The sequence below is a fragment of the Williamwhitmania taraxaci genome (assembly GCF_900096565.1).
GTDB classification, from domain to species: domain Bacteria; phylum Bacteroidota; class Bacteroidia; order Bacteroidales; family Williamwhitmaniaceae; genus Williamwhitmania; species Williamwhitmania taraxaci.
In genome coordinates this window covers 126,406-138,972 of the sequence record NZ_FMYP01000001.1, presented here as the reverse complement: position 1 = coordinate 138,972, position 12,567 = coordinate 126,406, and the positions used below count along the sequence as shown (strand labels likewise).

9 protein-coding genes are annotated in these 12,567 nt (G+C 41.2%); 8 read left to right on the top strand and 1 reads right to left on the bottom strand.

Features of this window, described 5'->3' with window-relative positions; genetic code table 11:
* Positions 1-400: 400 nt before the first annotated feature.
* The 4 genes from BLS65_RS18875 to BLS65_RS00500 all read left to right on the top strand — a co-directional run bounded on the left by BLS65_RS18875 (position 401) and on the right by BLS65_RS00500 (position 7,787).
* The gene (locus BLS65_RS18875) at positions 401-523 is read left to right on the top strand and encodes a hypothetical protein (protein WP_262507973.1); all 123 of its coding nucleotides are present in this window, start codon (positions 401-403) and stop codon (positions 521-523) included.
* A 114-nt stretch (positions 524-637) separates the two neighbouring features.
* Complete coding sequence (locus BLS65_RS00510; RefSeq protein WP_092434107.1) at positions 638-1,450, top strand: hypothetical protein; 813 nt, start codon at positions 638-640, stop codon at positions 1,448-1,450.
* Positions 1,451-1,613: 163 nt separating this feature from the next.
* The gene (gene gap / locus BLS65_RS00505; RefSeq protein ID WP_212590467.1) at positions 1,614-2,621 is read left to right on the top strand and encodes a type I glyceraldehyde-3-phosphate dehydrogenase; all 1,008 of its coding nucleotides are present in this window, start codon (positions 1,614-1,616) and stop codon (positions 2,619-2,621) included.
* Between the two features lie 306 nt (positions 2,622-2,927).
* Positions 2,928-7,787, top strand: a complete 4,860-nt coding sequence (locus BLS65_RS00500; RefSeq protein ID WP_092434104.1) for a C25 family cysteine peptidase — start codon at positions 2,928-2,930, stop codon at positions 7,785-7,787.
* Positions 7,788-8,034: 247 nt separating this feature from the next.
* Here BLS65_RS00500 and BLS65_RS00495 read toward each other — a convergent pair whose 3' ends face one another.
* On the bottom strand, positions 8,035-9,279 hold the full coding sequence (locus BLS65_RS00495; RefSeq protein WP_092434101.1) for an ABC transporter permease: 1,245 nt from the start codon (positions 9,277-9,279) through the stop codon (positions 8,035-8,037).
* A gap of 325 nt (positions 9,280-9,604) precedes the next feature.
* On the opposite strand from BLS65_RS00495, the gene BLS65_RS00490 reads away from it, so the two are divergent.
* Genes BLS65_RS00490 through BLS65_RS00475 form a run of 4 tightly spaced genes read left to right on the top strand, consistent with a single transcriptional unit; the run spans position 9,605 to position 12,550 of the window.
* Positions 9,605-10,648, top strand: a complete 1,044-nt coding sequence (locus tag BLS65_RS00490; protein WP_212590466.1) for a hypothetical protein — start codon at positions 9,605-9,607, stop codon at positions 10,646-10,648.
* A gap of 11 nt (positions 10,649-10,659) precedes the next feature.
* Positions 10,660-11,157, top strand: a complete 498-nt coding sequence (locus BLS65_RS00485; protein ID WP_170829947.1) for an IS1096 element passenger TnpR family protein — start codon at positions 10,660-10,662, stop codon at positions 11,155-11,157.
* Positions 11,158-11,174: 17 nt separating this feature from the next.
* A complete protein-coding gene (miaA, locus tag BLS65_RS00480; RefSeq protein ID WP_092434094.1) occupies positions 11,175-12,095 on the top strand; it encodes a tRNA (adenosine(37)-N6)-dimethylallyltransferase MiaA in 921 nt (306 codons plus the stop codon).
* On the top strand, positions 12,092-12,550 hold the full coding sequence (locus BLS65_RS00475) for an NUDIX hydrolase (RefSeq protein ID WP_092434092.1): 459 nt from the start codon (positions 12,092-12,094) through the stop codon (positions 12,548-12,550). The genes miaA and BLS65_RS00475 overlap by 4 nt, the downstream gene beginning before the upstream one ends.
* Positions 12,551-12,567: the final 17 nt, after the last annotated feature.

Here is a 12,567-nt window from a genome sequence, read left to right as displayed (position 1 = left end):
AAAACGAGAGATTAAATCTTCTGTTGGGATATAAACAACTAAAAGAAATGTGGTATTTTTACAGCGAAAACAATCCCGTTTTTTTTAAAGAACCATCTCGAAAGAGATATCAGTCAACGTAAGTGTAAGTATTGAAATAGGATCACAACGCTATTGCATTAAAGACAAATTCAGTTTAAATCTTTTAATATCAACTGATTATGAAGCGAACATTCCAGATATGCATTTTCATTTCAATCCTATTCATTGAAATCCTTCTGACCTCCTGCAGTAACAATATACCTTGTCCTGTATATGCTAAGCAGACAAATCTCACTAATACGCAGAAACCCGCATAATAATTCTGTGTAATACGAAATAAATTATTTACTTTAGCAAACAGTAACCTAATATTACAGAAATGAAAAAGACCTTAATCCTTCTTGCCTTGGTTGCATTTATAGGTTCATTAAGCAGTTGTAAATCATCGAAACCCTGTCCTGCTTACGCTAAAGTAAAAGCAGAACGAACTGTAAACTCATAAGGAAGGTCTAGCCTTCCTTTTTTTTCGAATAGGCATCAAAAGTTTTTTCCAATCCAAAAGCATCCGTTAAGGTCAAATTCTAATACCTTTACAGAGCAATAAAACTTTCATTGCTTGAAAAGAATAGCTATTAGAATCCTCTTTGTTCTCCTTGCTTCGGTTACAGTAGAAGTAGGCCAAACTTATGCGCAGGGTCAAGTAGACACTTCCAGTTCCAAAATATTCTACCGGAACGAGATGACTGGCGGAATCATGCTAAATTCCAACGGTTTCGGTTTTGGATACCGGTTTGCAAAACGGCAAAACTACTTAAACAAGCGGATTTTTGAAGCCGATTTCTCGTGGGTAAAGCATCCCAAAGAAGAGAGAATCAACAACCCCGCCTACCCCAGCAACCGAAGCTTTGTTTTCGGAAAACAGAATAACTTCTATACCCTTCGGTTAGGTGCCGGACTTCAGCGAGAGCTGTTTTCGAAAGCCGACGTAGGTAGCATAGCCATTCGAGTAATAGGTAGCACCGGTTTCTCATTAGGCATTCTAAAGCCTTGCTACTATGAGGTATTAACCACCACAGCTATCCCAAACGAGTACGAAACTCACACCCAGAAATTCACCGAGAATATCCACAGCGCTTTCGATATCTATCAGCGTTCCTCATTCTTTAAGGGGATTAACGAAGTGGAGCCCGTTCCTGGTGCATATATAAAAGCAGCGCTCAGTTTTGAATATAGCCATCAAGAAGAAATTCTCCACGTCATAGAAGGAGGGATGTTGATTGAGGGTTTTTATAAAAAAATCCCAATAATGGCGCTTACCGAAAATAACCAGTTCTTTATATCGGTATTTATAAGCTATCGTTTTGGGCGCGTGATCGATCCAAGGTTGCAGGCAATAAGACGGCAACAACGAAAAGATGCAGTGGAATAAGTATGTCGAGATAGCGGCACCACTAGTGTGGTAACGATTGCGTAATTTACAGACATTTACCATAGCCATTGTTTGGCAACTATTCATGGTTTATTGTATCTTTGTAAATTGAAAGGGAAAAGCAGATAATCTCTGAATGTTTCACAATTAATATACTATCAACATGGCAAAAATTAAGCTGGCAATCAACGGATTCGGCCGAATCGGTCGTAACGTATACAAGATAGCCATTGAAAATCCAGAAATCGAAGTTGTAGGTATCAATGACCTTACCGACACCAAAACATTAGCTCACCTCCTTAAATACGACTCTACCCAAGGCAGATTCGATGGCGTAGTAACCTTCGACAAAGAAGGTATTATCGTAAACGGCAAAAAAGTTCCTGTTTATGCCGAAAGAAGCCCTAGAAACATTCCTTGGGCTGTTACTCCAGATGTTGTTATTGAATCAACCGGTATTTTCACCCAACGCGAAAGCCCAAAAGGTGGATACGGCGATCACATCCTCAATGGAGCAAAGAAGGTAATTCTTACCGTTCCTTCGAAGGATGCCATCGATAATATGATTGTTCTTGGCGTAAATGATGCCGACTTGAAGGATAGCGACACCTGTGTTTCGAATGCCTCTTGCACCACCAACTGCCTTGCTCCTATCGCAAAGGTACTTAACGATGCTTTCGGAATCGAAAATGGCTTCATGACTACCGTTCACTCCTATACCAACGACCAAATGGTTCTTGACGCTCCTCATAGCGACCTTAGGAGAGCTCGTAGCGCAGCAGTTTCGCAAATCCCCACTACCACTGGTGCTGCTAAGGCTGTAGGAAAGGTTATTCCTGCACTTAAGGGTAAGCTCGATGGTTTAGCTGTTCGCGTTCCCACCCCAACTGGCTCGCTTGTTGACTTCGTGGTAAACCTCAAGAGAGAAGTTACTATTGAGGAAGTTAACGCAGCAATGAAAAAAGCGGCTGATGGTCCAATGAAGGGTATCTTGGAATATACCGAAGATCCAATTGTTTCTGTTGACATTATTCACAATACACATAGTTCCATCTTTGATGCACTAAGCACCATGGTGAATGGAAAAATGGTTAAGGTATTGTCTTGGTACGATAACGAGTGGGGTTACTCCTGCCGCGTTGTTGACTTGGCAGTAAAACTATTCAGATAGTATCATAAAAGACTCCCGAAATCGGGAGTTTTTTAATGTTCAAAAGGGAGCCGTAAAAAGCTCCCTTTTCTTGTTTATCTCCAGCAGTTTCGAACTCTTAATGCCAACCTACGTAAAAATGAGCAACGAATAAGCCAAGCTAAAAAGAACATATGCACTACTTCTGTTGTTAGAAAAACTAATTCGATGCAAGTTGTAGCCAATAATAGAAAGAAGCAACCGCAAAGTTTTTCTATACAGAGAGTAAAGAGTTTTATTTTTTTATGATATTGCAAGCCATAAAATCGCAAGCAAAAACAGAGAGTTATGAACGCAAACCCAACAACCTTGATAAGAACCATTGCCATCGCCACAGTAGGTATCGCGGTGTTCCTTTCTACAAGCGCTCAACCTACTCGCACAAAAGTGTCGTTGCAAAAGAGTTCTGAAACGAGCACCATTATTACCATTGATGTTCCTAATTCGAATCAGGTAATGGTAACCACACCTCGAGGCGAAGCATCCATTTTCTTTATTGATGGTGCGGTAAATACGCTGGAAAAAGGTACGCCAATATTACCAAAAATAACGCGTTCGGTAATAATTCCAAACGGCTGCACAGCCAGTGTAAGAGTTGTGTCCTCGAATTTTCGGGATATCGAAAACATTAGTATTGCGCCATCAAAAGGAAATATAAGCAGAGATATTGATCCAGCAACAGTTCCATTTACTTATGGACCAACCTACCAGAAGGACGAGTTTTATCCCAAGGTGATTACTGAATTAGGAAAACCCTATATCCTACGCCAGTACGAAGGTGTTTCCGTTAACCTATTCCCGCTTCAATATAACCCTATTAAAAAAACGCTTCGAATATACACGTCCATCACCGTTGAGGTGACCTACACTAAATCAGGTGTTACAAAATCCCAAGCCAAATCGCCAACTCGTGATGAGGGGTTTAGTGAAGTATATAAATCGCAATTTATAAACTATAGCACTCAAGCCCTTCGCTACACTCCTCTGGTGGATGAGGGAACGATGTTAATCGTATGCCATCCAGCATTTATGAACGCCATGCAACCCTTTGTGGACTGGAAGAATCAACGCGGCATAAAAACGGTGATGGTGGACTACAGCCAAGTAGCAACATCAGCCGATGCACTTAAGACCTACGTTTCGAACTACTATCATACAAACGGATTAACATTTCTATTGCTTGTAGGCGATGCAGCACAAATTCCTGCAAAATCAATACCTCAAACTACTTCGTCTGGAAATGGGGATTCCGACACTTACTATGGATTTCTTGAAGGTGACGATTCTTACCCTGAAGTAATGGTAGGTCGATTTTCGGCCGAAACGGTTGCCCATGTAACAACAATGGTGAACAGAACTATTGCTTATGAGAAAAATCTTGACGAAAGCGCCACTTGGATTGAAAATGCAATGGGGATTGCCTCTGCTGAAGGAGGTGGCAGTATAGGTGACAAGGGAGAATCAGACAAGGTTCACATGGAGAATATCCGTGCCAAGCTGATTACATACGGCTACACGGCTGTTTCACAAGTATATGACCCAGGTGCTTCGAGCACAACAGTTACACAGCAAATAAACAATGGCGTTGGATTGATTAACTATGTAGGACATGGTGCCGACACCTATTGGGTTACTACGAATTTTGGTAATACGGAAGCTAGCGCATTGTCAAACAATAATAAATGGCCATTTATTTTTGATGTTGCATGCGTAAATGGAAATTTTGTTGGTAAAACATGCTTTGCAGAAGCATTCACTAGAGCATCAAATGCAGCTGGGCCTACTGGAACAGTAAATATTGTGGCATCAACCATCAACCAAGATTGGAACCCTCCAATGGCTGGGCAAGACAATATGATAGACATACTTATTGAAAGCAACCAAAACAACATACGAAGAACATTTGGAGGAATTGTTGCCAACGCATGTATGGGAATGAACGATAGCTACGGCTCCGTGGGATACGAAATGACACAATTTTGGACAACATTTGGCGACCCAAGCCTAATGGTAAGAACAAAACGCCCTTCGGCACCAGCCATATCGCATGAAGGTGTAGTAGTTGTAGTTCAAAGCACCTTTGATGTTAGCTGCTCAGCAAATGGTGCAATAGCCACACTGTGGCAAGATGGAATCATTCTGGCTTCGAGCAAAGTCAATAACGGTGTTGCTTCGCTAGGATTTTCTTCTATATCACCACAGAATCCTGCGATACTAACGATTACAGGGTTCAATCTAAAAACATATGTAGACACTATTCCTGTAATTGTTGCGGACAAACCCTTCTTAATTGTATCTTCATTATCGCCAGTTGGCGCTCTTCTAACCAAAGCGGAAGAAAGCCTAAACATGGTGCTCAAGAACTTATCGACAAACCCAATGCAGGTAACAAATGTTGGCGTTAAGCTTAGAACAAACGACAGCCGAATTACACTTATTGATTCAACTGAAACTATTACGGCCATTGGCGCTGACCCTATTGCCATAAATAGTGGATTTAAGATACGTGTAAATAACGAGTTACCAGATTTGAGCACGATTAAATTCACCGCGATAATTACAGGTACTGCGGGTGCTGATAGCTATAGCAACACGGTAACATACACTATGATTGTTAAAAAACCTGTAATTAAGATTACCGACATAGCTGTTGATGATGAGTTCGGAAACAACAACGGAAATATTGAACCAGGAGAGATTGGAACCTTAAACGTGACCATAAGCAACCAAGGTCACGCATCGGCATTAACACCAGCATTAACGCTAGGTTCAACCAACACAAGCTTGCTTGAGATACTGGCAACAACAATAAATCTAGAGACAATAAATCCGGGCGAGTCCAAAATAATAGCAGTTCAATATTCGTCCCCAGTAACAGCCGTTAATGGTCAAAAGTTATATATAAAGGCCTCAGCGGCTTGTTCAAACGGCATTCAAACAGTAGATTCGTCAGCATTTTCACTAGGCGCATCAAACTACATTTTAATGCAAAACGGAACCGTGGTAGCGTGTAGCAAAAAGCTATTCGATACTGGTGGCCCTAACGACAACTACAAGAGTGGCGAAGATTACACCCTAAAGCTTTCAGCAGCAGACTCATCACTGAGGGTGAAAATAAAGTTCAACATCTTTGAGACGGACTCCAACGACAACCTAATTATATACGATGGGCCAAACGAAAAATCTCCTATTGTTGGTAATTACACGGGCAGTAAAAGCGCATTTGAAGTAGTTTCAAGTAGTTCATACCTAACCCTGAAATTTACTAGTGGATATTCGTCTTCAGGAAAAGGCTGGGATGCAGATATTCTATGTATTACACCCGCATCAGCACCCGCATGCCCAACGGTGGTTTCACCTGTAAATGGTGCTGAAAACCAACGTATTCCAGAACTTTCGTGGATAGGAAAGAATGCCGACGAATACACTGTATTCTATGGAATCGAAGCAACACCACCTCTATTTGCAAAAACAGATAAAACAACATTAGGTGTTCCTTTGCAGCCCAACACAACATTCTACTGGACAGTATCATCAAAAAACCAGGCAGGCGAGAGCGGTGGTTGCCCTGTAAATTCATTTACTACCTCAGCATTGCCAGATAGCCTATTGATGAAAGAAGGCTCAAGTATAACCTGTAATGGTAAATTCTTCGACAGCGGAGGTCCCGCCAACGACTATACAAGCAATACAAGAGAAACATATACCATTTTTCCTGCAAAACCAGGCGCTATGGTTACTGCCAACTTTACTCAACTTATATTAGAATTGGGATACGATTCGCTCTACGTTTGGGATGGTGCAAACACTCACTCAACATTAATTGGTGCATTTAATAGCCAAACGGTTCCAACTAAGCTACAAAACTTAGTTGCAAGCAACGCATCGGGAGCGCTAACATTTCAGCTATTTGCAGATGAATATGTTGCAACAGCAGGTTGGAAAGCTGATATAGGATGTTTGTTACCCGGCAGTATTTCAGCAGTATCGCTTACAATTACTGATGGAGTGAACCCAATTGCTGACGCTACTCTTACTGTGGGCAAACTAATGTACCACACAAATTCATTGGGAGTTACAGTGCTTTCCCTACCTTATGGCACATTTGAATTTAAGCTAGAAAAGGAAGGTTATTCAACTGCTACAGATGTAGTTGTAGTAAGTGGACCGGTTACAAGCCAATCTTTTGTAATGGAATTAAAACGAACATTATCCATTACAGTTAAGAATAGTGAGACAAACTCACCTATTTATCCGGCCAGCGTAATTGTAAATGGAACCGTTTTCAAAACAAATAGCTTAGGAGTAGCAATTGCCTATCTAGGAGCTGCAACTTCCGCTGATTGGAGCATTACATCCTCTGGATTTATTAATAAACAAGGCACTATTGCAACCACGGGGATAGGTAATGTATTAATTACCGAACTGACACCTCTTCACCATATTAAGATTAAGATAGAGAACGAATTAAATGGTCAACCGATTAAGGGAGGAATAGTTAGCGTAGGACCATCGGTTTTTGTAAGTGCAACAGATGGATTTGCACATTTAATAAGCGCGACAGGAACCTATTCCGTATCGGCAAGTGCAGCCGGATACATAGCAAAACCTGATGAAGATATACTACTCTCTTCCGCATCACCCATTATTATCTATTTATCCCCGTTACAGCACAATATAACCATCTTGGTGAAGGAATCTGGCAGTAGAGCAGTTACCAACGCAACAGTAACCATCAATACAACAAACTACAGCACTGATGCCGAAGGAAAAATAGTTGCAACCTTATATACTGGAAACTACAACTACACGGTTTCGATTGATGGATTTAACGCCTACCAAGGTAGCTTCGAAATTATTGACCAAGACATCACGTTAACCGCAATCATCATTCGGAATGGTATTGATAAAAATGAGATTTCAAGCATTAATATCTACCCTATTCCGGCAACTACTGAAATTACGGTTGAGTGGAAAAATGAATCAACCGGTAACATAACCATTACCAATATTTCCGGGATGCAGGTAATTAAGAGGAATATAGCCAATGGGGAAAGAGTCGATGTTTCAATGCTCAACCCTGGAATATACCTTGCCCACCTGGTAATAGAAGGAACAAGGCATACCGTAAAGTTGATAATTCAATGAATCGAACCATAGACTAAGATAAAACAAAAGAGGCTGTCCCTTTACAGACAGCCTCTTTTGTATTTAATCTTTTCTTAACTATTGAAGGACCATAAATGAATGAACAAGGTTCTTATGATTACTATAATTCCTAGTAGTAAGGTGCGACCTGATTTATAGGATATTGTTTTGCAGTCCAGACTAACCTAGCCAAATACTTTAAATGATAGCAACTATTGGCACCGAAGTGATAGTCCATATCGGCGAATTATTCGTAACGTAAAGCCTCAATTGGATCGAGCCGCGAAGCCTTAACAGCTGGAAAATAACCAGAAATAATACCCACACCAAAGCAAACAATAACGCCAACCATCATCCAGGCCCAAGGAATAACAAATGGGCTATCGGTTATTAATGACATAACATTGCCGACAATTACCCCAAGAATAATTCCAAGCACACCTCCCATTTGCCCAATAAAGATTGTTTCAAATAAGAATTGTTGCTTTATAGTTTTCGATCGAGCACCAATGGCTTTACGAACGCCAATTTCGCGAGTACGCTCCGAGACCGAAACCAACATGATATTCATCAATCCAATGGCAGCACCGAGCAGGGTAATAATACCAATAAGAATGGCCGCAATAGTCACAAAGGATATATTCTCAATAAGCATGTTTGCTAGGCTATCGCTCTTTTCTATTGTAAAATCAGTCTTATCAGCAGCCGATAGCCCGCGCACTTGGCGAAAAACGCCTTCGGCTTCGGAGGAAGCCACATCGAGTACTGTAATTGAACTAGGTTTAACGTTAATGGTAAAACTTTGCCAAGGGGCACTAAAGTTGCTTCGAACATTATTTACTGTAAGGTAAACTGTTCGATCATCGCCGCCACCAAATCCGGTTCCCTTACTTTTAAGAACCCCAGCTACCTTGTAACGTCCCGAACCAACTACAATAGATTTCCCAATTGGATCCTCATGATTTTCGAATAATTTATTGGCGACCTCCTTGCCTATAATAGCCAAATACCGCCCGCCTTCCGCCTCCTGTTCGGTAAAATTCCGACCAAGATCCAACTCCTTTGCATACGAGATGAGATAATTCTCATCGACCCCCATCACGCTTATGTTGGGGTTAGTTTTTTTCGAACCACACTTAATGGTAGAAGCCCCAGAAGCATATACCGAAATTGATACCGTGGAAGGAAATGTATACCGTTCCTTAAAATCTTGCGCACTCCGGTAGGTAATATTGGTGAAATTCTTTGCTCGCCCTCGGCGTCCTCCCTCCGACAAATTATCCCTATTTTGGATGGAAAAGGTATTTGCCCCCATACTGCTAAACTCACTGGTTATTGAGTTCTTGATAGATTCAATGGCTGTTAAAATACCTACCAACGACATAATACCAAAGGCAATGATTAGCGTTGTCAGGCTTGTTCGCAGTAAATTCGTCCTAATGGATTGTATGGAAATTCTGAAATTCTCTTTCAGTAGGGCACCTATCTTCATGTCTTCACTTTTTTACGAAAATACAACAAACAAATCAAATACTACACACCTTCAAAAATCTATAGACTACCAAGCCTAATATAAGCTTAACCATTACTGCTGTTTTAAATGTAATTTTCTCTAACTACAAAGTTAAATCAAAAATAAAAAACGCCCATAATGAATGAATTAGTCATACGTTTCCCCGAGATACAGCAGTGGAGGTAATTCAAAAAATGAATCACTCATCCAAAAAAACTTCATCTTCGTAACATTATGGTGAAAGCATCCACAACGGGTAACAAAGGGATATAAAAATTACTAAATTTGCGGCTTGTAGTATAAAATGAAAAACAAAATTTCCCAAGCCATTGTTAACTTAGGCCTTGCATTTAGCCAAGCTGCCTCTCCTTCCGATTCAATTTCGGAAAATGCACAGCTATTGGTTCAAGCCGCTGAAGATAGCTTTTTCAAAAACCCTTGGTTTACAAGGGGAAATGTTCTGAAATGTTACAGTGCTTGGGGAGTTGCACTTACGCCCGAAAAGATTGAGGAATTTACCTCTCGATACCATAAAAACCAAGGCGACCATAATACAAAGACAATTGGAATAATTTCGGCAGGCAACATTCCCTTTGTTGGTCTTCACGATATCCTATGTTGCCTATTTAGTGGTCATCGAGCGCTCATTAAACTCTCGGGCCGAGATGCCGACCTAACCTCCTTGATTATAAATATCCTTGAACAGCTGGAGCCCAGCCTAAAAGGAATGGTTACCATAGCCGAAGACCGGCTCACCCAATTCGATGCGATCATCGCCACTGGCAGTAATAACTCTTCCCGCTACTTTGAGTATTATTTTGCCAAATATCCGCATATCATTCGAAAAAACAGGAATGGGGTAGCACTTCTAAATGGCAACGAATCGAAAGAAGAACTTGCGCTTTTGGGCAACGATATTTACCAATACTTTGGATTGGGCTGCCGCAATGTAGCTAAGATATTTGTGCCAAAAGGGTATAATTTAGCAACTCTTTTCGAGGCAATTGAGCCGTGGAATGGCATTATAAACCACAGTAAATATGCCAACAACTACAGCTACAATAGGGCACTCTGGCTTATTGACTTGGCGCCACACTTAGATACCGGTTTTATGTTATTTAGGCGCGACACATCCTTTGTCTCGCCCATTGCAACGCTATTTTATGAAGAGTATGAAGAACTGGAACAAATAATTCAGTTTTTAAACCTTAACATTGAGCAGCTGCAATGCGTAGTAAGTAACATAGAGCAAGTTCCTATAAGGGTGAATTTTGGACAGACGCAGCAACCCGAATTATGGGATTTTGCCGACGGTGTCGACACTATGAAATTTTTAGAAACCATATAACACATAACAAAATGGTATACCGTTTCCGGATCATCTCAAACGAAGTCGAGGGTTTTGTTAGAGAGTTCGAAATTAAAGGGGTTCAAACCTTTTATGATTTCCATCTCGCAATTCAAAAAAACCTTGAATACGATAATGCCCAGATTGCCAGCTTTCAAATTACCGACCAAAGTTGGATTATGGTAAAAGAGCTTACTCTTTTCGATCTGGACGAAGATAACCTTTCCCTCGCCCCTATGGACGTTGCCACCATTGATGAATTTGTAACCGATCCAAAGCAGCGCATCCTTTACCTGTTCGACATGTTCAACGACCGGGCACTATTTATCGAACTCGTAGGCAAATTCAAGGAAACAGAAACCAAAAATTTCCCTGCTTGCATTTTAGAGAAAGGGGAACCACCCGTTCAAATCAAGGTTGATGGCGGAAGCAGTTCGAATATCTTTGGCGATGCAATGTCCGATTTTGAGGGCATCAACAGCTACGAAGATGATACTGTAGTAGAATAAGAAAAGATAGCATAGCAGTGCAAAAAAAGGGGATTCTCATTATTCTAGTTGGGCCTACGGCGGTTGGAAAAACCGACCTCAGCATTGCGCTCGCCCAAAAGTTAGGATGCCCCATCATTTCAGCTGATTCGCGCCAAGTATACCGAGAAATGCGAATTGGTACAGCGGTTCCATCAGAGGAGCAACTTCTTAGCGTGCAACACTATTTCGTTCAAAACAAGTCTATCCACGAAAGATTCACCGCCGGAATGTTCGAACTCGAGGTAGTAAATCTGCTGAACGAACTTTTCGAAGTTCACCCCATAGTGCTTATGGTTGGTGGTGCTGGGCTTTACATTGATGCCGTTTTAAAAGGTATCGATAACATTCCCGTTCCCAGCGAAGAAGTACGCCAAAGCCTAATGGATAAACTTCAGGCTGAAGGAATTGAAAGCCTTTCGGCGCTGCTTAAGGAACTTGATCCTGATTTCTACGGCCAGGTTGACCTCAAAAACCCCAAGCGAATCCTACGAGCACTTGAGGTATGCATCACGGCAGGAATACCGTACAGCAAGTTACGGAATAACTTTAGCAACGAACGATCATTCGAAAGCGTTTTGGTTGGCTTAACGATGGAAAGAGAAATCCTATACAGCCGCATCAACCAGCGTGTAGACCTGATGGTAAATGAGGGATTAATCGAAGAGGCTAAGGCGCTATACCCTCAGCGCCATAACAACGCACTGAACACCGTAGGCTATAAAGAACTTTTCGACCATTTCGATGGAAAAATAACACAGGATGAGGCCGTCGAACTTATAAAGCGCAATTCGCGCCGATACGCCAAGCGCCAGTTGACTTGGTTCTCAAAATACGATATGCCTTGGTTTTCGCCACTTCAAGAGGAGGCAATTACAGAATATTTACATACCAAAACAGCAAGAATACCTGTAAAATGAAAATCTCTCGCATGGTGGTTAGAGTTTATGGGGTAATGTTCAACTCTGCCGAAGAGGTGCTTATTACTGATGAGTATCAACTCGGAATGCCAATGACAAAGTTTCCAGGAGGTGGTTTAGAGTTTGGTGAAGGACCAATAGAATGCCTTCGAAGAGAGATTATGGAAGAGATGGGGATGGAAATCGTAAACGTTGAGCATTTTTATACGACAGACTTCTTTCAACAAGCACAATTCTTCGACAATGCGCAGTTGCTGAGCATATATTACACCGCAAATTTGAAGAACGAAAAAGAGTTTACTGCGTCAACAGTTCCATTCGATTTTGAGTTGGGAACCGATGGCAAGCAATCATTTAGGTGGGTGAATATTAAAGATCTCTCGGCAGACGTGTTTACTTTTCCAATCGACAAAATTGTTTTTGAACGACTACAGCTTCAGCATAAAACTAAATAGCATTTCATAACATAAGC

What these genes read in the sequence shown, in the direction of transcription:
- BLS65_RS18875 (WP_262507973.1), top strand. Translation starts at nt 401, where the DNA reads ATGAAAAAGACCTTAATCCTTCTTGCCTTGGTTGCATTTATAGGTTCA.
- gap (WP_212590467.1), top strand. Translation starts at nt 1,614, where the DNA reads ATGGCAAAAATTAAGCTGGCAATCAACGGATTCGGCCGAATCGGTCGT.
- BLS65_RS00500 (WP_092434104.1), top strand. Translation starts at nt 2,928, where the DNA reads ATGAACGCAAACCCAACAACCTTGATAAGAACCATTGCCATCGCCACA.
- BLS65_RS00495 (WP_092434101.1), bottom strand. Translation starts at nt 9,279, where the DNA reads ATGAAGATAGGTGCCCTACTGAAAGAGAATTTCAGAATTTCCATACAA.
- BLS65_RS00490 (WP_212590466.1), top strand. Translation starts at nt 9,605, where the DNA reads ATGAAAAACAAAATTTCCCAAGCCATTGTTAACTTAGGCCTTGCATTT.
- BLS65_RS00485 (WP_170829947.1), top strand. Translation starts at nt 10,660, where the DNA reads ATGGTATACCGTTTCCGGATCATCTCAAACGAAGTCGAGGGTTTTGTT.
- BLS65_RS00475 (WP_092434092.1), top strand. Translation starts at nt 12,092, where the DNA reads ATGAAAATCTCTCGCATGGTGGTTAGAGTTTATGGGGTAATGTTCAAC.